The organism is Hymenobacter lucidus (assembly GCF_020447265.1).
GTDB classification, from domain to species: domain Bacteria; phylum Bacteroidota; class Bacteroidia; order Cytophagales; family Hymenobacteraceae; genus Hymenobacter; species Hymenobacter lucidus.
The window spans coordinates 631,869-655,552 of sequence record NZ_JAJADR010000003.1 but is presented as its reverse complement, the minus strand read 5'-3'; the positions used below and the strand labels follow the sequence as shown (position 1 = coordinate 655,552).

At 61.6% G+C, this 23,684-nt stretch carries 23 protein-coding genes; 9 read left to right on the top strand and 14 right to left on the bottom strand.

Features of this window, described 5'->3' with window-relative positions; all coding sequences use genetic code 11:
* Nucleotides 1–342: 342 nt before the first annotated feature.
* Nucleotides 343–2,079 (bottom strand): T9SS type A sorting domain-containing protein, encoded by a 1,737-nt coding sequence (locus tag LGH74_RS14080; protein ID WP_226176635.1) that lies wholly within the window; start codon nucleotides 2,077–2,079, stop codon nucleotides 343–345.
* Nucleotides 2,080–2,298: 219 nt separating this feature from the next.
* Between LGH74_RS14080 and LGH74_RS14075 the strand changes: the two genes are divergently transcribed.
* The gene (locus tag LGH74_RS14075; protein ID WP_226176634.1) at nucleotides 2,299–3,099 is read left to right on the top strand and encodes an SseB family protein; all 801 of its coding nucleotides are present in this window, start codon (nucleotides 2,299–2,301) and stop codon (nucleotides 3,097–3,099) included.
* Nucleotides 3,100–3,132: 33 nt separating this feature from the next.
* Here the strand turns inward: LGH74_RS14075 and LGH74_RS14070 are convergent, their stop codons facing one another.
* Nucleotides 3,133–4,359, bottom strand: a complete 1,227-nt coding sequence (locus LGH74_RS14070; RefSeq protein ID WP_226176633.1) for a glycosyltransferase — start codon at nucleotides 4,357–4,359, stop codon at nucleotides 3,133–3,135.
* Nucleotides 4,360–4,588: 229 nt separating this feature from the next.
* Here LGH74_RS14070 and LGH74_RS14065 point away from each other — a divergent pair, with 229 nt between their 5' ends.
* The 6 genes from LGH74_RS14065 (at nucleotide 4,589) to LGH74_RS14040 (ending at nucleotide 11,549) form a co-directional block, all read left to right on the top strand.
* A complete protein-coding gene (locus LGH74_RS14065) occupies nucleotides 4,589–5,071 on the top strand; it encodes a hypothetical protein (RefSeq protein ID WP_226176632.1) in 483 nt (160 codons plus the stop codon).
* 415 nt (nucleotides 5,072–5,486) lie between these two features.
* The gene (locus tag LGH74_RS14060) at nucleotides 5,487–7,727 is read left to right on the top strand and encodes a TonB-dependent receptor (protein WP_226176630.1); all 2,241 of its coding nucleotides are present in this window, start codon (nucleotides 5,487–5,489) and stop codon (nucleotides 7,725–7,727) included.
* Nucleotides 7,728–7,866: 139 nt separating this feature from the next.
* Nucleotides 7,867–8,601, top strand: a complete 735-nt coding sequence (locus LGH74_RS14055) for a hypothetical protein (RefSeq protein ID WP_226176628.1) — start codon at nucleotides 7,867–7,869, stop codon at nucleotides 8,599–8,601.
* 84 nt (nucleotides 8,602–8,685) lie between these two features.
* A complete protein-coding gene (locus LGH74_RS14050) occupies nucleotides 8,686–9,357 on the top strand; it encodes a DUF2306 domain-containing protein (RefSeq protein WP_226176626.1) in 672 nt (223 codons plus the stop codon).
* Between the two features lie 32 nt (nucleotides 9,358–9,389).
* Nucleotides 9,390–10,481, top strand: a complete 1,092-nt coding sequence (locus LGH74_RS14045) for a sensor histidine kinase (RefSeq protein ID WP_226176624.1) — start codon at nucleotides 9,390–9,392, stop codon at nucleotides 10,479–10,481.
* Between the two features lie 288 nt (nucleotides 10,482–10,769).
* Nucleotides 10,770–11,549: a LytR/AlgR family response regulator transcription factor gene (locus LGH74_RS14040; protein ID WP_226176622.1), complete on the top strand. Its 780-nt coding sequence runs from the start codon at nucleotides 10,770–10,772 to the stop codon at nucleotides 11,547–11,549.
* Between the two features lie 151 nt (nucleotides 11,550–11,700).
* Here LGH74_RS14040 and LGH74_RS14035 read toward each other — a convergent pair whose 3' ends face one another.
* The 5 genes from LGH74_RS14035 to LGH74_RS14015 all read right to left on the bottom strand — a co-directional run bounded on the left by LGH74_RS14035 (nucleotide 11,701) and on the right by LGH74_RS14015 (nucleotide 15,561).
* The gene (locus LGH74_RS14035) at nucleotides 11,701–12,459 is read right to left on the bottom strand and encodes a LytR/AlgR family response regulator transcription factor (protein ID WP_226176620.1); all 759 of its coding nucleotides are present in this window, start codon (nucleotides 12,457–12,459) and stop codon (nucleotides 11,701–11,703) included.
* Between the two features lie 90 nt (nucleotides 12,460–12,549).
* A complete protein-coding gene (locus LGH74_RS14030) occupies nucleotides 12,550–13,569 on the bottom strand; it encodes a sensor histidine kinase (protein WP_226176619.1) in 1,020 nt (339 codons plus the stop codon).
* Nucleotides 13,570–13,622: 53 nt separating this feature from the next.
* A complete protein-coding gene (locus tag LGH74_RS14025; RefSeq protein WP_226176618.1) occupies nucleotides 13,623–14,162 on the bottom strand; it encodes a DUF2867 domain-containing protein in 540 nt (179 codons plus the stop codon).
* A gap of 36 nt (nucleotides 14,163–14,198) precedes the next feature.
* On the bottom strand, nucleotides 14,199–15,041 hold the full coding sequence (locus tag LGH74_RS14020) for a hypothetical protein (RefSeq protein WP_226176617.1): 843 nt from the start codon (nucleotides 15,039–15,041) through the stop codon (nucleotides 14,199–14,201).
* A gap of 58 nt (nucleotides 15,042–15,099) precedes the next feature.
* Nucleotides 15,100–15,561, bottom strand: coding sequence for an ABA4-like family protein (locus tag LGH74_RS14015; RefSeq protein WP_226176616.1), 462 nt, complete (start codon nucleotides 15,559–15,561; stop codon nucleotides 15,100–15,102).
* A gap of 198 nt (nucleotides 15,562–15,759) precedes the next feature.
* On the opposite strand from LGH74_RS14015, the gene LGH74_RS14010 reads away from it, so the two are divergent.
* Nucleotides 15,760–16,419 (top strand): hypothetical protein, encoded by a 660-nt coding sequence (locus LGH74_RS14010; protein ID WP_226176615.1) that lies wholly within the window; start codon nucleotides 15,760–15,762, stop codon nucleotides 16,417–16,419.
* 169 nt (nucleotides 16,420–16,588) lie between these two features.
* Here LGH74_RS14010 and LGH74_RS14005 read toward each other — a convergent pair whose 3' ends face one another.
* From LGH74_RS14005 to LGH74_RS13995, 3 genes are all read right to left on the bottom strand, one after another.
* Nucleotides 16,589–16,978: a hypothetical protein gene (locus LGH74_RS14005; protein WP_226176614.1), complete on the bottom strand. Its 390-nt coding sequence runs from the start codon at nucleotides 16,976–16,978 to the stop codon at nucleotides 16,589–16,591.
* Nucleotides 16,979–17,069: 91 nt separating this feature from the next.
* The gene (locus LGH74_RS14000) at nucleotides 17,070–19,256 is read right to left on the bottom strand and encodes a dipeptidyl-peptidase 3 family protein (protein ID WP_226176613.1); all 2,187 of its coding nucleotides are present in this window, start codon (nucleotides 19,254–19,256) and stop codon (nucleotides 17,070–17,072) included.
* Between the two features lie 102 nt (nucleotides 19,257–19,358).
* A complete protein-coding gene (locus tag LGH74_RS13995) occupies nucleotides 19,359–20,501 on the bottom strand; it encodes an AMP-binding protein (protein WP_226176612.1) in 1,143 nt (380 codons plus the stop codon).
* A gap of 151 nt (nucleotides 20,502–20,652) precedes the next feature.
* Between LGH74_RS13995 and LGH74_RS13990 the strand changes: the two genes are divergently transcribed.
* Nucleotides 20,653–20,859: a hypothetical protein gene (locus LGH74_RS13990; RefSeq protein ID WP_226176610.1), complete on the top strand. Its 207-nt coding sequence runs from the start codon at nucleotides 20,653–20,655 to the stop codon at nucleotides 20,857–20,859.
* An 85-nt stretch (nucleotides 20,860–20,944) separates the two neighbouring features.
* Here the strand turns inward: LGH74_RS13990 and LGH74_RS13985 are convergent, their stop codons facing one another.
* The 4 genes from LGH74_RS13985 to menB all read right to left on the bottom strand — a co-directional run bounded on the left by LGH74_RS13985 (nucleotide 20,945) and on the right by menB (nucleotide 23,630).
* Nucleotides 20,945–21,454 (bottom strand): hypothetical protein, encoded by a 510-nt coding sequence (locus LGH74_RS13985; RefSeq protein WP_226176608.1) that lies wholly within the window; start codon nucleotides 21,452–21,454, stop codon nucleotides 20,945–20,947.
* A 59-nt stretch (nucleotides 21,455–21,513) separates the two neighbouring features.
* Nucleotides 21,514–22,230, bottom strand: a complete 717-nt coding sequence (locus tag LGH74_RS13980) for a DUF1266 domain-containing protein (RefSeq protein WP_226176607.1) — start codon at nucleotides 22,228–22,230, stop codon at nucleotides 21,514–21,516.
* A gap of 85 nt (nucleotides 22,231–22,315) precedes the next feature.
* Nucleotides 22,316–22,678 (bottom strand): DUF6370 family protein, encoded by a 363-nt coding sequence (locus LGH74_RS13975; protein ID WP_226176606.1) that lies wholly within the window; start codon nucleotides 22,676–22,678, stop codon nucleotides 22,316–22,318.
* A gap of 127 nt (nucleotides 22,679–22,805) precedes the next feature.
* Nucleotides 22,806–23,630 (bottom strand): 1,4-dihydroxy-2-naphthoyl-CoA synthase, encoded by an 825-nt coding sequence (gene menB, locus LGH74_RS13970; RefSeq protein ID WP_226176605.1) that lies wholly within the window; start codon nucleotides 23,628–23,630, stop codon nucleotides 22,806–22,808.
* Nucleotides 23,631–23,684 lie beyond the last annotated feature (54 nt).

The window sequence follows — 23,684 nt, the reverse complement described above, 5'->3', positions numbered from 1 at the left end:
TGGGTTAAGGTCAGGAGTGGGCGCTGAAGAGTTGATTAACAAAGCCGTTTGGGCATCCGCACCGAATGGCCGAAGTTGCGGGCTGCTATGCGTTCTGAGCGGTATCGTATCAACCGAAGCGAATGTGAAGCGGCGTGGGCCGCGGGGCCTCACCAGAGGTGTTCGAACTGACGAAGGCGTATTTCAGTTTAAAAGAAAGGTCCGTTGCTGGCGTGTGCTGGCCGCTGCCTGGTTAGGTCCCACAATTGTCCATCAAGCAAAAAGCCGGGACCCGCTGCGAACAGCAAGCCCCGGCTTTAACCGGTATTCTACACAAGACCGTGGTAGCAGCCGGCTCGGCGGCTATTGGATAACCACCTGGGCCCGGCTTAGGCCGGTTTCGAGCAGGTACACGCCAGGGGCCAGGCCTTCGGTAGCTACCGTGGCTTCCTGGCGGCCGGCGGCAACGCCGGACTCCCGCACAATCTGCCCCAGCGTATTGCGCAGCGTAATGGGCTGCGCGGCACTGGCCGGAGCGGCTAAGCGCAGCGTGGCTGCCGCGCCGGCCGTCACCGGGTTCGGATACAGGGCCAATGGCTGCGCACCGGCGGCCTGCCGCACGCCCAGGGTAGCCCCGGCGTTGGCGAGCTTGGCCACGAAAATGTCGCGGTAGGAGCCCGTCAGCACGGTAGTGCCGAAAGTAACCGTGCTGGAGAAAATATTGCCCAGCGTGAGCAAGTTGCCGGCCCGGTCGAGGGCAATGGAGTTAAAGGAATAAGTGTTGCTGCTGTTGATGTTGCTGGTAGCAGTGGGGGGCTTAATGGCGTACTGCCACTGGCCGGCCGTGTTGAAGCGGGCCACGTAGCTGCCCCGCTCGGTGAAGGAGAGAGTGCGCGTGCCAAACGAGTAGCTGGTCGTGGGGTTCGTCGTGCCTTCCAGCAAGCCGGCTATTACGGGGTTGCCTAGCTCATCAACAGCTAATTTGCTGCCGCCCGGAAAGCTGCCGCCCTGGCTGGTAATGGAGCCGGCCAGGTTCCAGGCGCCAGCCGGGGAAAGGCGGCCGATGAAACCAATGGTGCCGGTGGGCAGCGTAATAGTGCCCAGCTGACTGCCAGCATTGTTGGTGTTGAGTACCCAGAGGTTGCCGCTGGCATCGTATTCCAGGCCATTTACGCTCAAGCTAGTAGATGAACTGGAAGACTGCACCGCCCATTGCCACTGGCCCGCCGGGGTAAGCTGGGCCACGGCCGTTTTATCGGCGGTACTGGCGTTGATGGTGGTGCTGCCCAGCGTGGCCGAGCCATTCTCGACCACAACGGCCACGGCTACCTGGCCCTGGGGGCCAACGGATAATTCTTCCCCGCTGACGTCGCCGGTACCGCTCGTGCGCACGCTCAGGGCGCTGGTCCACTGGCCGGCCTGGCTGAGGCGCGCTACGAACAGGCCACTATCGTTGGTGCCAACGGGGGCCGGCAGCGTGGTGGTACCAATAGTAGCGGCGCCGCGGTAGTCACCCGTCAGCACCAGCTCTCCGTTCACCGGGTTTAGCGCCATATCACCGGCATCGACGTCGTTAATGGCTATCAGCCAGGTGCACTGGCCGCTGCTGTTGAGGCGGGCCACGAAGGTGCGCTGCTCCAGGTTGGAGCCGGTCAGGTTCAGCGTAACCGTGCCTACGCGTATGGACGTGGCATCCTCATCCACCGAACCCGTTACAAACACGTCTCCGGCTGGGGATGCTACCACGTTCGATACAAATACGATGGTGCTGCCGTTGGCATCCAGGGCCGAGACGGCCGTAGCCCATTGCCATTGCCCAGCCGCGTTCAGCTTGGCCACAACTCCACTGATATCGGTGCTGGTGAGACTGGTGGTGCCAAAGTTGCGAACCGCCGAGACGCCATTGCGGGCCTGCAGGCCTAAGCCCATATAGCTGTTGCCGGCCGCATCGGTAGCAATAGCATAGGAGCGGGCCTCGGTTTCGTTGGTCGGAGTCGGATTGACGCTTTGCGCGCCCCATTGCCAGGCGGGCGTTTGGGCGTGAGCGGCCGAGATGCCCAGCATAGAAACCAGGCCCAGAGAAAGTAAAAAATGACGCATAGAGCGAGCTTTGTTGAGGGAAAAAGAATCAACAAAGCTCCTTGTGAAGCAATGGACGCGCAATACCCAGAAGTAGGTATTTTGAGCCGGGCCCCGCCGGTTTGGAGCTGCCGTGGCGCGCCGTTGGCCATTCGGATTGGATTGACGTAGTTGCGCCGCCTGCCTGAAATCGTAGTCACTGTGCCAGACTTTCAGGGGCGTATTTCAACCCGCAACCCGATGAATTTTCTAAAGAAGCTATTTGGCCGTGAGGAGCTGCCGCCGCAGGCGCCGCCCAAGCAGCAACCCGACAATATTCAGTTTAATCAGCTGCTCGATGTGTACAGCCGGCAGCCTTCGGCCGACAGCTACCAGGCGGTGATGCAGGAAATACTGACGGGTAACTCCTGCCTGCTGCTGCCGTCGGTAAATAAAGGCGGGGCTGCCGACGGCTGGCAGACGCTGGAAGCCGGCTCAACGCTGACGCTGGCGTCGGTTTTTACCGTGGATGGCTTGCGGGTGCTGGGCGCTTTCAGCGACGCCAAAGCCCTGCTGAGCTGGGCCGGGCAGGAAACCGAGTACACCGCCCTGCGCACCCAGGACGTGCTCGAGTTCTGCGAGCAGCAGGGCATCGACCGGGTCGTGATTAATAGCGGCCGGCCGAATATGTTTGTGCTGGAGCGCAGCCGGGAAAACATCCGGGAAACCGTGCTGGAGCAACCCACGGAAGTGTTGGTAGGCAAGCCCCTGCACCCCTTGCCCCCGGCGGTGCTCCACAAGCTGAGCGCCAACTTCCGGCGAATCGGGATAGTAGCCGAGGCGTACCAGTATGCGCAGCAGCTGAACGGAGAAATGAGCATCGTGCTGGGCGTGGTGCTGTTGGCGGCTTCCGACGAGGCGACGGCCGCGCTGCATCATGCCGTCAACGATTCGTTGCAGGGCGAGAGTCTGACTATGCCGCTGGACGTGATGGTGCTGGAAAATGAAGACTGGCTGGCCACGGTGCGCGGCATCGAAGAGTCACTGTTCTTCCAACGGTAAAACGGCCGGCCGCGGCCTGGGGGCGGGGCTTGCTTACTCCGCTGCCTTAGTCGTGGCTGGCCCGCTCACGCCCAAGCTTTCGATAACGGTTTCGGTGAGCAGACACTGCTGCTCGTGCGAATAGTGCTGCACGTAGGCCTGCGCCCGGGCTACACGCTGCCGGGTAAGCTCGGGCTGCTCCAGGCAGTGGCGCAGCTGGCGCACGCAAGCCGCTACGTCGCCCAGGGGGTAGAGCAGGCCGGTCTGGCCCTCCTGCACCAGCTCCAGGGTGCCACCCGCCGCCGAGGCCACGATGGGCACACCCGCCGCCATGGCCTCCAGCGTTACCATGCCATAAGTTTCGTTGGTGGAAGCCAGCACGAAAATGTCGATGGCGCGGTAGAATGCGGCCGGGTCGGGCTGGAACTCGCGGAAGAAAATCTGGTCTTCCAGGCCCAGCTCCGCAATCAGCTCCCGTAGCTGGCGCAGGTAGGTGTCGCCTTCGTTGCGGGTTAGCTCGCCCATAATCACGAGCTGCACCGGATGGGCCGTGGTGGCGCGCAGTTGGTGCAGCACCCGCACCACAAAATCCTGCCCTTTGCCCGGGTCGAGCCGGCCGATAATGCCGAGCAGGATTCCCTGCGGGGGCAGATTCAGGGCCCGGCGGGCTTCGGCGGGCTGCAGGGCCACCGCAAACTGCTCTATCGGCAAACCCAGGGGCACTACGTGGATTCGCTCGGGGGCAAACCGGGTTTTCTCGGTAACCTGTCGGGCCAACCCCGGCAAGGGGCTCAGCCAGGCATCGAGCAGCTGAAAGCGCAGGGTGTGAAACCAGTCGCGCTTGGGCCGGCCCAGCTGCATGTGCTGCTGGTAGATAAGGCGCAGCCGGCCGCGCAGCAGCAGCTTGGCCAGGCTGGCCAGGCCCAGGTCCTTGTTCTGGGTAACGACCAGCACCTCAATCTGCCGCTCGCTTAGCTCATGTTGCAACACCCGCGCTGCGGCCACCACCCGCGGGCCCCGCAGTGGCCGCAGCGCCACCAGCGGCACCGCCCACTGCCCGGCCAGCTCGGCCAACGGTGTAGCCGGGGGCACAAACAAGGTAGTCGCCCAGCCCCGCTCCTGCATCCAGGCGGCAAATTTCAGGCTGTTGAACTCCAGGCCCCCCAGGCTGCCCGACAGGCACAGAACTCCTAGCCGGGGCTGGCGCGGGGCGGAAGCGGTGGGCTGGCTGAGGGCCGCCGGCGAGGCGAGGGGCGAACCGGTAGTAGCGCGTTCGGGCATGTAGATGTAGGAAGGAATGGAGCGGGGCTGCAAGATACCAACTCCGCCCGAGTAGGGCAGGGGCAGGGGCGGCGCTTCCCCGGTTCTGGCCCGTACCGAAACCCCGCGGGATGCTTGGATTCCTGCGCTTTTCCCGGCATCTTCCGGCCTTGCTATTCTATCCGATTATCCTCTTGCTTACGCACCACGGCAGGGGCGCTTATTGTCCACAATTTTATCCTTTTGTTGTATGCTCAACCGCATTTCCGTGGTCATTCCCGCCGCCGTTAAAGCCAAAATCGACGCGGCCCTCGCCACCATTCAGCAGGAGCTGACGCCCTACCTGCACCCGCTCACCCCCGAACAGCGCCAGGAAGTACCCAAGATGGGCGACCGGTCGGTGGCCTTCATGCAGAAGATTGAGGAGTATGGCACGGCCACGCCCGGCTTCGTGCCCTCATTTGTAGACCTGCCCGGCCTGCGCGAAGATGTGCAGGCAACCACCGACCTGGGCACCATTTTGCGCCCCCTGCAACAGCTGACCACCGACGTGGAAAGCACCATGATGCAGACCGGCGGCGAGGCCTACACCGATGCCCTGGCCGTGTACCGCAACATTCAGAGCGCAGCCAGAGCCAACGCGCCCGGGGCCCAGGCCGCCCACGATGCGCTGAAGGAGCGCTTCGCCAGCCAGGGGAAAAGAGCGGCTCCAGCCACCAAGCCCGGCGTCTGAGTTCCTGGTCTGCCCGCAACACGGCCCCGTTCGGTACTACCGAACGGGGCCGTGTTGCTTCACGAGCTTCTCGGGTACCTTCCGAAGGTACACAGGTGGGTTTGGAAGCTACCCGAGTGGGTCCGGAAGGCACCTGGGCAGGCTCTGCAAGGACAAGCGTCGGTTCGGAAGGTACTTGGGTAGGTTTGGAAGAGACAGGTGTTGGTTCGGAAGGTAGTCGTGTACCTTTCGACGATACCCGGGTAGGTTCGGAAGATTCAGTGCAGTCACTCAGCAATAGCCGAGCTACTGCGACGAAATGAGCCAACCCCCGCCCCGCTACGCTTCATCCCCCTGATCCGACGCTTCGGCAACCTTTAGTTTCATCGGGCCCGGTAGCCGCTCACCTTTGGAGCATCACTACGCCGCTACCCCGATGAAACGACTGCTACCTCTGCTGCTGCTCCTGCTGACTACCACCTTCACGGCCCTGGCCCAAACTACCCTGAGCGGTACAGTGCGCGACGCCAGCGGCCAGCCCCTGCCCGGCGTGAACGTGTTTCTGAAAACCACTTTCGACGGGGCCAGCACCGATACGCTGGGCCATTTCAAATTCAGTACCCGCCAGACGGGCACCCTGCCGCTGGTCGTCACCCTGCTCGGCTACCAGGCCCAGGAGCAGCCGGTGGTGCTCGACGGCACGGCCCGGCGCTTCACCATCACGCTGAAGGCCGTGCGCAACCAGCTCGGCGACGTGGTCATCACCAGCGGCACCTTCGAGGCCAGCGACACCAAGCGCAACACCACCTTCTCGGCCCGCGACGTGGTAACGACGGCCGGCGCTTCGGCCGACGTGGCCGGGGCTCTGAACACGATGCCCGGCACCACCCGCAACGGCGAGGAAGGCAAGTTGTTTGTGCGCGGCGGCGGGGCCGGCGAAACCCGTCAGTACCTCGACGGCGTGCCGCTGCAAAGCCCCTACAACGCGGCGGTATCGGGTATGCCAGCCCGGGGGCGGTTTTCGCCGATGCTCTTCAAGGGCATGGCCTTCAGCACCGGCGGCTACTCGGCCGAGTACGGGCAGGCGCTGTCGGCGGTGGTGGCCCTGACCTCCGAAGACCTGGCCCCCGAAACCCAGACCGGCATTTCGCTGATTTCGCTGGGCAGCCTGGGCCTCTCGCACCAGCAGCGCTTCGAGCGGTCATCCATAGCCGTTACGGCCGATTATATGAACATGCGGCCCTACATCGGGCTGGTGCCCCAACGGCTGCTATCGGCCTATGAGTCGGGCGGGGGCTCGGTGGCACTGCGGCAGAAAACCGGCGAGATGGGCATGCTCAAGCTCTACGGGGCCTACACTCGCCAGCACATCGGGGCCCGCCAGCCCAATGCAGACTGGGAGGGCGGCCAGCCGGTGAGCCTGAATTCCGACAACACCTACCTGAACGCCTCTTTCCGCAGTCCGCTCACCCGGGGTTGGTCGGTGCAAACCGGCGTGGCTGCCACCCGCGACAACCAGCGCTCCGCCATTACCACCCGCGACACCGATACGGAGGAAACCCGGGAGCAGAGCATGCAGGAGCTGGAGCAGAGCCTGGTGGGCCGCCTGGTGCTCACCAACGACTCGGCCAGTGCCTACTGGAACCTGAAGCTGGGTGTGGAAGGCCTTGTGCAGCGCAACGACCAGCACTTCGTTGCCGACCCCTACAGCCTAGGTTTCGGCCTGACGGAACAGCGCCTAGCGGGCTTTGCCGAGTCCGACATTGCCTTCAGCAACAAGCTGGTGGGCCGCATGGGTGGCCGGGCCGAATACTCAGGCGTGCTGGGCCGCTGGAATGCCGCGCCCCGGCTGGCGTTGGCCTACCAACTCAACGAAAAAGCCCAGCTCTCGGGGGCCTGGGGCTACTTCTACCAGAACCCCGGCAACGACCTGCTGCTGCGCGTGGACAGCCCCCGGCGGCTGCGCTTCGAGCGGGCCCAGCACCTGCAGCTCACCTACCTGCGCAGCTACCACGACCGGACTCTGCGCGTGGAGGCCTATTCCAAAACCTACGGCCAGCTGGTGCGCTACGACCTAAGCGGCGTGTATAATCCGCAGCTGCTGACCCCGGCCGACCCGGCCACTTACCGCAGCACCGGCACCGGCTACGCCCGCGGCGTGGATGTGCTGTGGCGCGACAAAAAAACGGTGAAAAACGCCGACTACTGGGTGAGCTACGGCCTGCTCGACACCCGCCGGCAGCAGCGTTTCGACCCGGTGCAGGCCACGCCTACCTTCGCCGCCCGCCACAACCTGAACCTGGTGGGCAAGTACTGGGTGGGCAAAATCCACACGCAGTTTGGCGCTACCTACACCTACAGCAGCCCCCGCGCCTACTACGACCCCAACGACCAGGACGGCTACAACCGGGGCCGCCTGCCCAGCTTCCAGGACCTGAGCCTGAATGCCAGCTACGTAACCACGCTGTGGAAAAACTTCACCATCGTGCACGTAAGCTGCACCAACGTGCTGGGCCGCCAGAATGTGTATGGCTACCGCTACAGCACCACCAAAGACGCCAGCGGCCGGTATGCTGCTACGGCCGTGCTGCCTTCGGCGCCCCGCATGGTGTTCGTGGCCCTGCTCATTTCCATCGACAAAAAGCGCCCGGCCGATACCAACACGGCCCCGGAGTAACAGGGCTGGCTCCAGCTACGCTTCATCCGCTTCATCCGACGCTTCAGCAACCTTTAGTTTCAGGCCCCGCCGCTACCGGCCACCTTTGGAGCATCGTCTTTCACTTCCCGCAAATCCTTCATCCTTACCGCTTCTCGCCATGAAAAACGCCCTGCTCACTCTCGCCTTCGCCGCCGCTGCCTTCACGGCCCAGGCCCAGCAGCCCGCCGCCAAAGCCGCTTCGGCGGCTGCCGCCGCTGCGCCAGCCATTGCCACCCCGGCCGGCTACACCGATATGATGGCCGCCACCATTACGGAGCTGAACAGCACCGGCGACCCGGCCCAGCTCAAGGAAATCGTCAGCAAGTTTGAGCGGGCCGCCGCCGCCGTGCCCACCGACTGGCTGCCCCAGTACTACCAAGCCTACGGCCGCCTGCTGACCTGTTTTACAAGCAAGGAAGAAGGCGACATCAAAGACAAGTACCTCGACCAAGCCGAAGCCTCCCTGGCCCAGGCCCGCAAGCTGGGTGGTGACGAATCGGAGCTGTTGGTGCTACAAGCCTACATTCACCAGGCCCGACTGGGCATTGCGCCCATGGCCCGCTCCATGAAGTATTCGGCATTGTCGCGGGAGGCACTGGTGCAGGCCAAAAAGCTGAACCCGGCCAATCCGCGCATCTACCTGGTGGAGGGCAACAACGTGTATTTCACGCCCAAGATGTTTGGTGGTGGCCCCGAGGCTGCCAAGCCTTTGTTTGAGGAAGCCAAAGTGCGCTACGCCGCCTTCCAGCCCGCCAGTGTGCTGGCCCCCGGCTGGGGTGAGCGGCAGCTGCAGGGCCGCCTGAAATCCTACACCGCTCAGCCCGCCGCCGCGCCGGCCCAGGCCGCCAAGTAAATAGCAGACCGGAGGTTCTCTCCTGGAAAAAGGAAGGAGCCTCCGGTTTGCCGCTATACCCGTTCTGCTTATCTTCTGCTTATTATGGAACTGCTGCACCAGCTCAATATCGGTCTGCACATCGTGTGCGGTACGCTGGCTATGCTGCTGGGCTTGGTGCCGATGCTGGGGCGTAAGGGCGGCGCGGGGCACCGGCGCTTCGGGCGCTGGTTTCTGCTGGCAACGGCCGGCGTGCTGCTCACGGCGGTGCTGGGTTTGGCCGTGTTCAACTTCCGGGGCTATCTGGTGGGCATCGTGCTGCTGAGTGTGTACCAGGCGTGGTCGGGGTTTCGGGCGGTGCGGCGGCGGGCTACCGGCCCCGCGCCGCTAGATGGCTGGGTGGCGGCCGGCTTTCTGGTGAGCAGTGTGGGGCTGGTGGCGGGCCTGCGGGTTATCGAGCTGGTCTGGACGCCGGGCATCATCTACTCCACGCTGGGCGCGCTGGTCGTGATGACCATTTACGACCTGGCCCGCTTCCGCTTTCTGGCCTTGTGGCGCCGCACGCTCTGGCGCTACGACCACCTCTGGAAGATGATCAGCGCCTATTTTGCCCTGGTTTCGGCTTTTACAGGCACCGTGTTGCCGCAATACAAGCCCTACAGCCAGTTTGGCCCCTCACTGCTGGGAATTATGCTCATTCTGGGCTTCGGATTATACTATGCCCGGCAGCGGCCATTGGTCCGGCCTGGCGTTTCGGCGGGCAGCGCGGCGGCCTGATCCTTGTTTTTAGCCCGTATCTTTCCCCGCGTATGCCTAGCCCCAGCACTCACCCCATGTCGTCCCAGCGTGCTCCTACCATCCCACCCCTACGGGCCCGGCCGTGGCTGCGGCTACTTCTGATTCTGCTCGGCGTTTCGGCCTCCATCAGCCTGCTTACCTGCCTGCGCTGCCTGGATAATCCGCAGGATATGTTCATCAACTTCCTGCTCACGGCGCTCTACACCACGGGTTTGTGGCTGGCCAACGGCTACTCCGTCGACTGGCTCGATAAGTACGTGGGCTGGAAGCAAGCCCCGGCCAAGCGCTTGGTGCTCACGATACTGGTGTCGCTGGTCGGGTCGCTGGGCGTTATTGTGGTAGTGCGGCTGGGCTACATTCTCTACCGCCACCAGGATGTGCGGCAACTGGTGTCGGCCAAGTACATCGATGGCTACATTTTTCCGCTGGTCATCACCGTTATCTGCTCCATGTTTATGCACAGTCGCTCGTTTTTGCTAGGCTGGCGCGAGGCCTTGGTGCGCAACGAGCGGCTGCAGCGGGAAATGGCCCAGGCCGAAACCGAGTCGTTGCGCCAGCAGCTCGATCCGCACTTTATGTTCAATGCCCTGAACGCGCTGACTTCCCTGGTGGAGGAGGAGCCCAAGCTGGCCGTGCGCTTTATCCGGCAGCTTTCTCAGGTGTACCGGTACGTGCTCGATGCCCGGCAGCGCGAAGTAGTACCACTGGCCGACGAGCTGGAATTTGCCAAATCTTACCTGTTCCTGCAGAACATCCGCTACGGCGAGGCCCTGCAGGTTGAGCTGCCCACCGCCGCCGACGTGCCCGCGCACTTCGTGGTGCCGCCTCTGAGCTTGCAGCTGCTGCTGGAAAATGCCCTGAAGCACAACGCGGCCAGCGTCAGCCAGCCCATGCACCTGCGCATTGCCCTCGACTGCGCCGCCAAAACCCTGACCGTGCGCAACACGCTGCGCCTGCGCCGCCTCGGCCCCGACGAGTCGATGGGTATCGGCCTACCCAACCTGACGGCCCGCTACGGCCACCTCACCGCCGAGCCCATCGTGGTAGCCCGCACCGAAGCCGAATTCGTCGTAACCTTGCCGGTGCTGGAGATGGAGCGGTAAGCTACTGTGCAAATGTGGTGGAATGTGCTGAATGTGGGGGAAATGTGGAGAATGTTAGGAATGTGTCATTGCGAGGCCGAAGGCCGAAGCAATCCGTCCTTTGCGCAGTACGACATACTCTTTTACCAGAAAGCTCTTTACTACACGAATACTAAAGGGCTTTCTATATAAGGAAGCGCGGCACATTTGAGAGGACGGATTGCTTCGGCTGCGCCTCGCAATGACACATTCTCCACATTTCCCCCACATTAATTTTAGCACATTCCACCACATTCGCACATTCGAAATATGAATGCTTTTGTAATTGAAGACGAGCCGCTGGCGGCCCGCCGGCTCACTGAGCTGCTGCGCCGCCAGAACCCACCGGTAGCGGTGCGCGCCACCGCCGATTCGGTGGAAGCCGCTGTGGTGCTGCTCCAAACGGCTACCACCCCGCCCGATGTGCTGTTTCTGGATATTCACCTTTCGGATGGGCTCAGCTTCGAGCTGTTCGAAAAGGCCGATGTGCGCTGCCCGGTTATCTTCACCACGGCCTACGATGCGTATGCGCTACGCGCCTTTAAAGTTAACAGCATCGACTATCTGCTCAAGCCTATCGACGAGGAGGAGCTGCAGGCCGCCTTGCACAAGCTGCAGGCGTTGCGCGGCGCGGCCACGGCTCCTGCGCCCTCCATCGACTCGGCGCTGCTGAGCCAGGTGTTGCAGCAGCTACAGCCCCAGAATCAGTATAAGAAGCAGTTTGTAGTGAAAGTGGGCGAGCATCTGAAAGTCATTCCGGTGGAAAGTATCAGCTACTTTTTCAGCCTCGAAAAAGCCACCTTCCTGCAAACCCGCGAAAACCGCCGCTTCGTTATCGACCAGACGCTGGAGCAGCTGGAAAAGCTCCTCGACCCGCGCCAGTTTTTCCGCCTGAACCGCGCCTATTTTGCCCAGCACGACGCTATCCAGGACATTATTCACTACACCAACAGCCGCTTGAAAACCGTGCTGACCCCCGCTGCCCCCGAAGGCGACGTGCTCATCAGCCGTGAGCGGGTTCCGGCATTCAGGGCATGGCTGGAAAGATAATGTGGGGAATGTGAGTAATGTGCTGATGTGCTAATCGGTTGTCATTGCGAGGAGGGACGACGAAGCAATCCGTCCTCTGCGCAGAGGACGGATTGCTTCGTCGTCCCTCCTCGCAATGACACATTACCCACATTCAACCACATTTCCCACATTAGCTCTCCAGCCACTGCTTAAACGCGCCGGCTTTTTCCTTGCTGATCAGCACTTCCTCACTGGGCGGGGGCGTGAGGTCGAGCTTGAGCTTGCCGTTGAAGTGCGGGTGCAGGCGCTGCACGGCCTGTAGGTGGGCAATGAACTGGCGGTTGAGTCGGAAAAACTGCCCCGGCTCCAGCAAGCTTTCCAACTGCTCGAGCGTGTAGTCGACCACGAAGCGGCGGCCGTCGGTGGCTACCAGCGTAGTTACTTCGTGGCGGCTCTGAAACCAGGCTACGGCCGCGGCGGGCAGGGGCAACAGCTGCTCGCCGCTGCGCACCAGAAAGCGGGTTTTGTACTGCCGTTCGGCCCGGGGCAAACTGTCGCGCAGGCTCTCGAGCTGCCGGGCCGGCGCCGGGGCCGTATGCCACTCGCGCAGCTTGGCCAGGGCCGTCTGTAGCTCGGCTAGCTTGATGGGCTTGAGTAGATAATCGATGCTGTTGGCCTTGAACGCGCGCAGGGCATACGCATCGTAGGCCGTGGCAAAAATGACCGGACTGCGCACGATAAGCTGGTCGAAGACGTCGAGGCTGAGGCCGTCGGCGAGCTGAATATCGGAGATGATGAGGTCGGGCGCCGGGTTGTCGGTAAGCCAGGCCACGGCCCCGGCTACGCTGTCGAGCACGGCGGCCACGCGGGCTTCGGGCGCGGCCTGCAGCAGTAGGCGCTGGAGCCGCTCGGCGGCCGGATACTCGTCTTCGAGCAGCAGTACGGTCATGGTTTGGTTGTCAGTTGATAGTTGTCAGTTGATAGTTGTCAGTTGTCAGCACGAACTAACAACTGACAACTATCAACTGACAACAACCCATCATAAAAGGGGCAGGTAGACGGTAAAGGTAGTGGCGGTAGGCTCGATGCGGACCGGCAGCGGCGCCTGCAGCAGCTCGTAGCGGTGGCGGGTGTTCTGCAGGCCCAGGCCGGTGCTGGGCCCCAGGCCCGCGGCCCGCGGCCGAAACGAGTTCTGCACCCGGATATAGCCGCGGGCCTCGTCGGCGGTAATGCTTACACTTAGCGGATGCTCCCGGCTCACCACGTTGTGCTTCAGCGCGTTTTCGACCAGCAACTGCACGCTCAGCGGGGCCACGTGCCGGCTGAATAGGTGGGGCGGAATGTGCTGGGAAACCTGCAGATTGTCGCGGAAACGGGTTTTTTGCAGGGCAATGTAGGTGTCCACGAAAGCCAGCTCCTCGGCCAGCGGTACCGTGGCTTTTTCCCGGCTCAACAGCACGTAGCGGTACACATCGGCTAGCTGGGCCACGAACTCCTGGGCCGGCGCGTTGGTTTCGTCGATGAGGGCTGAGAGTGTGTTGAGGCTATTGAAGAGGAAGTGCGGGTCGAGCTGGTTTTGTAGGGCTTCGAGCTGACTTTGCACCCCGGTGCGAGCCAGCTGCTCGGCCCGGCGCACGTTGTGCTCCCACTCCTCAAAAAAGTGGATGCTTTCGTAGAGCATCAGCACCAGCACCGTCGGAATCAGGTTGAAGGTAATCTGGGTCAGCAGGTCGCGCGGAGCCAGGGAAAAATAGGGCGGCATCAGCTGGTGCATAAAGGCCACCAGTAGGATAGTAGCCCCGGCCGTATACAGCAGGCAGGTGGCGGCCATCAGCCACAGCCGGCGGCGGGTTTGCTCCACGCGGGGGTAGCGCCGCAGAAACCCGGCCCAGATAGCGCGCGTGCCCAGCCAGAGTGTAGCCGTAAACAGCAGCGAAATAGCCAAGTGAACCAGCAGTATTTCCGGCTTCAGCAGCGTGCGTAGGTCTTCCAGCGTGAGCAGGGCAATGAGCAGAGCCAGTACCGGGATTCCCAGCAAGCGGAGGCGACGGTCTTTCATACGAGGGTAAAGATGCACCCGGCCCCGATGAATGTCGCGCCGGGGACCAAAGATTAACGGGCCGCCGAGTGTCCGGGTACTTGCCGCAACGCATTGCGCAGCAGGGCCGGTACTACCAGCCGGTGCAAGGGCCGCACCACGGCAAAATAGCCGCGCCCGAACCAGTTATGAAACCATACCACTGTCGATACCACCCCAACGGTTGCCGGCCCGCTTGGAGTAAGCAGCACCGACACCCGGAAATCGAGGTGACGGTCATCCTGACCCAGAATCACCTCGTGTGGTGCCACGGAGAAAACCTGGAACGGACCAAGGCGGCTTCCGGGCACCAGCCGCTGGCCATCGGGCCGGGGCGTCGCCGGTGGAGAAGTTTTCAGGCGGAAGGGGCGCACCAGCGAGTCGCGCAGCTGCATCAGGTGCTGCACCCAGGCCGGGGCGTGCCCGAATAGCAGCCAGGTTGCGTCGGCGGCCTGGTGAGCAGCCGAGGCTGGTAACGCAACCTGATAGGCATCGGAATAGTTGGCTGGGGCGGTGGTGGCCGCCAGAGCGCTGGCCGCCGGCAGGGCTACGGCCACAACCTTTATTTTAGACATAGCAACAAGATGCAAAATGGCGGGTGAGAATACCCATTAGAAGAGCGGTAGGCCCTGCATGGCGTGCCAGTAGAGCCAAGCCACGCCGCTGGTATAGAGCAGCGCGAAAAGCGTGATGCCGACGGCCTGCCCCCGATTCTGGAGCTGGGGAAAATAGCGCGTGAGCAGCCAGCCGAACAGGGGCAGGGCCTGCAGGGCGTGCAAGCCCAGGAAGTGGGCGGCCCGTAAGTCGCCGTGGCGGGTGCTCCAGCCCAGGCCGGGCAGGCCCGGGCCGCCATCGGCCCCGCCCACGGTGTGGCCCAGGTGATGAATCATGCTGCCACCCACGGCGCTGCCTACCAGAAACAGCACCACACCCAGGCGCATACCCCACACGTAGGCCTCGGGGCCAAAAGGTCGGTGGCGCAGCATCAGCCCCAGCGCCCACATCAGCAGGACCGTGTTGAGCATAATGAAAATGCCCATCGTGCTGAACAGCAGCCCATCCAGCGCCGTACCGATGTTGAAATGGGAGGTAGTACCCCGGGCGGCCTGCAGAAAGATGACCAGGATTTCGACCATGATGCTGATGCCCACGCCCCAGCTGATGCGGCGCACGGCCCGCTGGGCGGCCGCAGGCAAATCGGCCAGCAGCCAGCCCAGCGTCCAGACGTAGATAATATCGGAGAGGGCAAACTTGAGCGGCTTAAACCACACGTGCAGCCCCAGCACCAGCCGGTCGTCGAAGGGCAGCAGCAGCAGGGCCAGCACTACCAGCGGCATGTGCAACCACCCCGCCCACGACAGAATAGGGCTGCTGCGGTGCAGCACCGTGAGCAACTGCCGTACCGGGTTGCCAGACGCTTCGGCGGTAGTGGACTGGGGCTTAGACTGTGACAAGGCAGGTAGCACGAGCGTTTTTATAGTGCAGCGGAGGAGAAGTAAGAAGATCGGAAAATCAAGCCAGGGCCACCGGTACGGGAGCCGCCGCCAGCGGCCAGGCGCGGCGTAGCAGGTGGTAGAGCAAAAAGCCGATGGGCCCCAGCATAAACGTGAGCAGCAGCACCGGTACTACCAGCCAGTGCGGCACGCCCCGGCGCTGCGCGTCGCGGCAGGCCCAGGCCCCCAGTGCTAGGTCGAAACACAAGTAGTGCACCCAGCCAGCCAGCAGTGCCCACGGGTCCTGAAACAAGGCCGCTACTTCGGCCAACGAGCCAAAGCCGCTCTGGGCCTGCTGGCCGCTGCCGAAGTAATGCCAGCCGATGCAGCCCGCGTAGAGCACGGCCAGCAGCACGGGCAGCGCGCCGCTGCCCACCACCCAGCGCGTAACGCGCCAGCGCGGCGCAAAAACCAGCAGTAGCCAGCCGGGCAGTACCAGCGTGCTGGCCAGCTGGAAAAGGGAGTCGGGAGAAAGGGCCATGACGAGTGAAGTAGATTAGTGCCCAAACTTCCGGAAAGGCCGGCGGTTATCCAGCCGTAAACTGGGTGAAACCGCCCGGGCCGGTGGTGAACTGGCCGAACTAATTGGGTGAGCCGTGGGGCGCGGCCGGTGCCCGTGCAACTCCCCGGCTGCCTTTCGTACCTTTGGCTCGTGAATCACGCGTGGAAAAGTTGGCTGTTGCTCTCTGCACTAGCCTGGGTGTTACCGCAGGCCGCACAGGCCAACGACCCCACCGATTCGTCGCGGGTGCGCACAGCCCACCGGCGCATTGTGTTTCAGTTCGACAACCGCTACTCGATTCTGGATGGGCAGCTCGTGGGAATTAATGGGCTAAAGCTGGCCGTGGAGTGGCGGGGCCGGCTGCGGGCCGGGGCCGGGGGCTACCTGCTCAGCAATGGCATTCCGTCGCAGGAAGTGGTGCCTTTCGGCTATCCGTCCGGCACCACGGCCGAGCTACGCTTCCGCTACGCGGCGGCCTACGTCGAGTACATGTTTATCCGAACTAACCGTTGGGAAATGAGTGCGCCGCTGCAGCTGGGTGGGGGCCGTTTCTTTACCAGCTTCGAGCAGCCTAACGGCAACAAAAGCAAGGATGCCAAGTCGACGGTGTGGCTGATTGAGCCTTCCGTATCGGGCCACTTCCGGGTGTTTCCCTGGTTCGGTATCGGAGCCGGGGCAGGCTGGCGCGAAACGCTCTTCGTACAAAGTAGCCTCGACGAAGCCCTCGACGGCCCCATCTTCTATGGGCGCGTCAAGCTCTTCCTCGGCGACCTGTACAAAACCGCCCGTTTCAAGCGCAAGCTATTCTCCCAGCAGCACTTCCGCTACGACCAGTAAGGGCTATTACGTTAGCCGCAAGCCTGTAAAGAAGCAACTATGCGTCTTTACATCGTTCTAATGGCTTTTAAGCAACGGCCTTCAACACCACAAAAAAACGCCTGCCTCCCCAGAGGTGGAGAAGCAGGCGTTGTACATATCAGGTCGGCCGAAGCAGGCGCGTCAGTGGCTATTTGGGGCCCGAGGAAGTCGTCAGGCGGCGCAGCAGGATGTGGGTAGCCTGTTGGTTTTTCACGCCATTGGGCAGCGAGTACACCTGCACCACTTCCCAGCCCAGCTTGCCCATGTAGTTGAGCGTGCTCAGCGGGGTCGAAAACACTTCCAGCTTGCCCACTTCCCGTTTGGCCATGTCACTGTCGCCGAGCTTCTCGTAGCCGTAGCCGAAGTCCACGAAAATGTCACCGCCCTTGGTCTTGGTCGGGTCGTTCAGGAATTCCGTCTTTAGCAACTCGCAATACTCGAAGCGGGCGGCATTCACGTTGGTAGTCTGGGCCTGGGAAGTGGTGGCGCTGCCCAGCAAAAGCAGCAGGCTAAAAGCGGTGAGGAGCAGGTGTTTCATACGAAAAGGTTGGTTGCGGAAGGAAACATAACCTGAAAGAACGTCATCCAAAGGCAAAACCAAAGCATGACGTTCTTTTCAGGCCAAAGGCTTAGTTGTAGTTGGGCAGAAACTTATACTTGCGGCTGTAGTCCAGCATCTGCTGGGCAAAGTCGGAAGGATATTCCACCTTCACGTCCACGATTTTGCCGCCTACTTCCACCGGCACCAAGCGGGGCTGGATAAAGCCAGCGTAGGGCGCGATGTTGAGCTTGGCGTAGCGGGCCAGCACTTCCTTGTGCAGCGCGGGGTCAACCTTCACGCCGTAGGTTTCAATCAGGTTTTTGGCTGCCGCATAGTCGCCTTCACTGGTCAGGCGCTGCAACTCGCGCAGAAGCTGGCCAAACAGGCCCCGCAGCTTCTGGTAGTCGTTGACCTTGAAGTAGGTTTTCCCGTCGCGGGTTACTTTCTCGATGACGTTGTCCTTCTTGCCTTTCTCGTAGGCCCACTTGGCCACCATTTGGCGGTTGCGCATGTGGGCTTCCTCCACGGTTTCGCCCAGGGGCAGGCGCACGAGCTGGCCCATCAGGCCGTTGCGGATGTAGTTGTCGTACTCGGCTTTGCCCACTTCCAGGCTCGGTACCACGCCCAGCTGCACCAGCTTGTCGTCCATCAGGTAATACAGCGCCACCAGGTCGGCGCGGCCTTCCTCGATGGCCGAGGCGTAGCTTTTCAGCGTTTCCTTGGGCGTGCCCACGCCGGTGTTAATCTGGCCCGAGGCGTGGCCGATTACCTCGTGCATGTCGGTGTGAAGCTTGCCGGCCAGGCCCGCAAACTGCCGGGCGCGCTGCTTCTCCTCGTCGTTGTAGGCAAACTCGTCGAGCGAGCCGCCTGCGTCGGCCATGCTGTAGGCGTCCACGATGTTGCCCAGGTTCACCGATTTCGAGCCGTGCTCTTTGCGAATCCAGTTGGCGTTGGGCAGGTTGATGCCGATGGGCGTAGCCGGGGCCGCGTCGCCGCTTTCCACCACCGTCGTAATTACCTTGGCCGTGATGCCCACCACATTCTTTTTCTTGTGCTGGGGCAGAATGGGCGAATTGTCCTCAAACCACTGAGCCTGGTCGCCGATGGCCTTGATGCGCTTGGTGGCCTCCAGATCCTTAAACGATACCACCGACTCGTAGCTGGCGCGGTAGCCCAGCGGGTCGCCGTATACCTCGATAAAGCCGTTTACCACGTCAGTGCGGCTCTTCGTGTCGCGCACCCAGGCAATATTGTAGTCGTCCCAGGTTTTCAGGTCACCGGTGGTATAAAACTTCACCAGGCGCTGCAGGGCCAGCTTTTGCTCGGGCGTTTCGGCCACATCCACGGCTTTGCCCAGCCAGTACACTACCTGCGTGAGGGCCTCGCCGTACATGCCGCCCACCTTCCAGGTGCGCTCCATCACGCGGCCCTTGTCCTTCACCAGCTTCGAGTTCAGGCCGTAGGAAATGGGCCGCTGCTCTTTCTTATCGGTTTTCTTGGCGTAGAAAGCCTCAGCTTCCTTCTGCGTCACACCCTCGTAGAAGTTGTTGGCCGAAGTGGTCAGTAAATCCTGGCCAGCCACCTGGTTTACGCGCTTGGCATACAGGTTGGCATCGAAGATGATGGGCGTGATGGTAGCCAGAAACTGGTCTACGGTTTCGCCTTTTTCCAGGGGAAGGGTGCCGGCATCCACGCTTTTCACCAGCTCGGCGAAGTAAGCGGGCGAGCATTCGGGCACAAACTTTTTGGTGGAGTAGTGGTGGTGAATGCCGTTGCTGAACCACACCCGCTTGGTGTAGATGTTGAGCTTATTGGCCTGGTCAACGTTGCCCGTGTTGGAGGTATTGGTGATGCGCTCCTGGTTGGCGTTCCACACGGCTTCCAGGGTGCGGCGCACGCGCAGGTTGTGCTTGAAGTTCTGGTCGTAGGAAATCTCGCGGCCACAGAGTGCAGCTTCGTAGAGGTAGTAGAGCAGCTCTTTCTGCTGCGGCGTCAGCTCCTCGAAGCCCGGCACTTGGTAGCGCAGCAGGCGCAGATCAGCAAATTGCTCACTCACCACCTGAAAGCCGGCGGCGGGGTTGTTGGTCGTAGCTTCCGAAGGGGCAGCCGCTATAGTGGCCGGGTTGCCCAGCTGGGCAACCGAGGCTTTGGTCAGGTCCGCAACAGCCTGGGTGGGCGCGGTAGAGGCAGAGGTAGTGGCGGTGGTGCTGGCACAGCCACCACCCAGCTGAGCCGCCAGCAGCAGGGCCGCGACGGAAATAGAGGTACGCTTCATTGCAGGAAAATGCAGAATGGGAAAGTTGTACAAATCAACGTCTTTTTTCACATAGTTGAGATGCTCCTTCCCAGGTTCTGCCAGCCTTTGCCTACTATGCTGCTACCGGTGCGAGTCGGTAGGGCGGGCGGGAGTGGCGGCGCGCAGCGTGTTGAGCCGGTCGAGCTTGCCGGAGGCGGTGGTCCGGAACTGGGGCACGTACACCAGCTCCCGGGGCCGCTCGTAGCGCTCCAGCCGCTCGGTGAGCAGCGCCAGCAACTGCTGAGCCTGGGCTGCGGGTAGGGGCGCACCCTCCACAAAGGCCGTAACCTGTTCGCCGAGGCGAGCATCGGGGCGGCCGGCCACGAAAGCGCGCCGGCCCGGCAGGTTCAGTTCCACGAGGGCTACTTCAAGTACTTTTTCTACCTTCTCGGCCTGCACTTTCACGCCCCCGGAGTTAATCACGAAGTCGGCGCGGCCCAGCCACTCGAAAGTATGCTCGTCGAGCAGCGTCACCCGGTCGTTGGTGATGATAAGGCGGTCATCCGTCACGTCGGCGCGCACAGTAAGGCAGCCCCGCTCATCCTGGGCAATATGGATGCCGGGCAGGGCGCGGTAGGTAGGCGTGGCCTGGGGCCCGTTGAGGCGGCGCAGGGCAATGTGAGACGCGGTTTCGGTCATGCCATACGTAAGATACACCGGTACTTTGAGCTTCTGAATGGCCGTTTCCAGGCTGCTTTCCACGGTGGCGCCGCCCACCAGAATGGCTTTCATGCGGTTGAGGCGCGGAGCGTAATTGTGGGCCAGCACCTCGCGCAGCTGCAGCGGCACGAAGGAGGCGAAGTCGAACTGGGCGGTGGCAGGTACCAGGGCCAGCGGGTCGGCGTGGGGCTCCACAATGGTCATGTGCAGGTTCAGCTCCAGGCCGCGTACCAGCATCATCATACCACCCACAAACTCGCAGTTGAGGCACACCAGCATCCGGTCGCCGGGGCCCAGGTCGAAATAGTTGCCGGTGCGGCGGGCCGAAGCCACCAGCTGCCGCCGCCGCATGGTTACGAGCTGGGGCTTGCCGGTAGAGCCGGACGTGCGCAAGCCGAATTCCTGGGCGCCATTTAGCCATTGCCGGCAAAAGTCCAGCACCTTGGCCTCGTAGCCGTTCAGGTCGACGGGGCTATTGGCGGGGTACTGACGGATGTCGTCGTAGCGGAATTCGCGGCCGTTGAGCAGCAGGGAGTCGGGCAGGAGCGGAGCAGTAGCAGACATAGGTAAAGCGGAAAGGCTAGCAGCAAAGATTCATGGATACAACCACAACTACATACGAAGCTCCCGCCGGAAGGCTGGCCGCCGCCGCTTCTGCTTGACATTGAGTGGCATAAAGTCGTATCTTAGGTATACCACCAAACGCTCAGTTGCCATGCCTACCACCAGCCTGACCCCGTTTTCCCTGGTTCGCACCTTCGTGTTCCGGCGCTACATCACGCTTCGTAACCAGGTAGCCGCCCACGTTGACCCCGTCCAGAAAGCCGCCCGTAAGCGGCGCAAAAAAGAGGCGAAAAACGAGCGGCTGCGCAATTTTTATGGTTGGTGTGAGGGCTGCGCGGCCTATGGGTCGATATTTTAACAAGACTTCTTAAAACAAGTAGCGCCACCTGTTTCAGGTGGCGCTACTTGTTTTAAGAAGTCTCGGGGCTTACTCTGGTGACACCTTACGAGGCCATCAGAATCGTTGAAACGGCCATGGTCATATAGTAATTGATGCAGTGCACGGTTGTTAGCAAAAGCAGGTGTTTTGCGGCTAGTTCCTCAAACGAATCTGTAGTTGAAATCTGGTATTCGGGGCTAATCTTGTTCCATTTGTAGCCGGGTTTCACGACGACCAGCTCCTGCCCATCCTTATCCAGTAAGACGAAGGATTGCTTGAAAGTACCTTTGCTTTTCACGACAAAGGCCCGCCCATCGGCCGTGAGCCGGGATTTGATAATAATGCTGCCATCCCAGTTCATCTTAAAGCTCAGCAGCACTTTGTCCTGGTCTTTCAGCTCGATGGTGGTGCCCCAGAAGCCTTTCGGAGTTATCTGAAAGGAGGAGCCGTCGGCCAGCGCCGCCGCGGCTTTGAAGGTGTACCATTCGGTGTACTGCAGCATGCCCACTACCGTTTCCTCGCTCAGCAGCTGGAATACTTTGGTGTCGGTGGCGGTTGCTTGGTATTCGGCCATATTGTTTGAAAAACAGGGGTAAGAAATAGGGGTGAAAAGTGGGCTTGCTACTAGCTGGCTCAACCGACCGGGTACGGCTGCCACGGAATGTCGCGCCAGAGGCTAAATTTTGATTCCAGTAAATAGCGGGCTATTTCGGCAATATCCTCGTGGCTCTCGTTGGTTGCATCCCACATAATGCGGCCCGCTACGAAGCCCGTCGCGAAGCTGTCCCACGAATCATAGTCGCGCAATGCCAGCCGGGTGCCCGCATCAATATATTTCCAGGCTTGCTCCCAGCTCAGGTAGCCGTAGTCGTAGCACCAGCGGGCCACATTTACCATGCGGGCGTAGTCCCAGGCTCCCACGTTGGTAACGGTGCGGGACTTAAGAAATGGGTTGGCTTCAAACAGATTGTACCAGTACAGCGACTCGCTTTTCAACAGTGGCTGAAAGTCATGGCGGTGGCCTTCTTCCTGCAGGCTCTGCAACACGTTCAGCGCCTCCTCGGCATCCTCGATGCCCCACCACTGGGCCGTGGCAGCCTTGCGCTCCACCAGCTCCGCCGGTTTCAGCTGGGGCAGTATTTTGATGGGGTTGTCGCCGTAGAAAAACAGAATGGCGCCGGTGGCCAGGCCGCGTATTTCGGTGGGTGTAGGTTGGCGTACCGGCTGGGTTAAATCGAAGCCGGCCAGGTCACGAGCCCCGTACTGGCGCAGGTTGTCGTTTTCCAGGGTTATAGCCGCCATTTTTTTGCTGTCGAGCATGGTTGCAACCGTGCGGAGCCATTCGAGCATCGGGTAGAGCAGTGGAGTGGATAGGGAATAGAAAAGGGAAGAACCTAGCTGGGTAGGCCGGTAGGAGTCGCGAAGGGGTAATAAGCTATTTTGTACCCGCCGATTCGGGCACTAGTCGGAAGTAAGTTGCCTTAAACCGGCCATCTACCACCGCGCCCCGCACTTGAGCTTGCCGGATGGCCTGGCAGAAACCGTCGGCGGCGTGGGCGTCGCCGTGCTCATCAATGCTGGTGCCGTCTACAAAATAAGCCCTGCCATCGATACGCACGGCCAGGTCGCAGCCTTTGCCCGGCAGACCCAGCCGGCACTGCCCGCAAGAGGCTTCTACTACCCCCGGGGCATCGGTGCTGGCGGGCGCAGCCGGTTTGGCGGCCGTGGGAGCCGACTGCGCCTGGGCAGAATAGGCAGCAGTAACGGACAGGATCAGCAATAACAGCAACCGTTTCATAGGATGAGGCTATAAGGATGAAAAGTGCCGGTCGCAAGGTACTTACGGCAAGGCAGGCCACCTACAAAAAACGGCTCATACCAGTAAGGTACGAGCCGTTTTGAGAGGTGACTATCAGAGTTGCCCGTTATGGGAACTTCGGATACTTCGAGAAATCGGGCTTACGCTTCTCGAGGAAGGCATTCTTACCTTCCTTAGCTTCCTCGCTGAGGTAATACAGCAGCGTGGCGTTGCCGGCCAGTTCCTGAATACCGGCCTGCCCATCCAGCTCGGCGTTGAAGCTGGATTTGAGCATGCGCAGGGCCAGGGGGCTTTTCTCCAGGATCTTCTTGCACCAGGCCACCGTGGTTTCTTCCAGCTTGTCGAGCGGCACCACTTTGTTTACGAGGCCCATGTCGAGGGCTTCCTGGGCGTCGTACTGGTCGCAGAGAAACCAGATTTCGCGGGCCTTTTTCTGCCCCACCACCCGGGCCAGGTACGAAGCGCCGAAGCCGCCGTCGAACGAGCCCACGTTGGGGCCGGTCTGGCCGAAGCGCGCATTTTCGGCCGCAATGCTCAGGTCGCAGACAACGTGTAGCACGTGGCCGCCGCCGATGGCCCAGCCGGCCACCATGGCAATAACGGGCTTGGGAATCGAACGAATCATTTTCTGCAGATCCAGCACGTTCAGGCGGGGCATTGTGTCTTCGCCCACATAGCCGCCGTGGCCCCGCACGCTCTGATCGCCACCCGAGCAGAAGGCCTTGCCACCCTCCCCGGTGAGAACAATGACGCCGATATCGGTGCGGTTGCGGCAGATATCCATGGCCTCAATCATTTCCTGCACCGTGAGCGGGGTGAAGGCATTGTGGACCTGCGGACGGTTGATGCTGATTTTGGCGATGCCCTCGTGGTAGGTGAAGAGGATTTCGCGAAACTCCTTAATCGGAGTCCAGGTAAGTTGTTCGGCCATAGGGAGAGAGAAAAAGGTCGTTTGTCATGCAGCACGCAGCATAGCACGACGGTA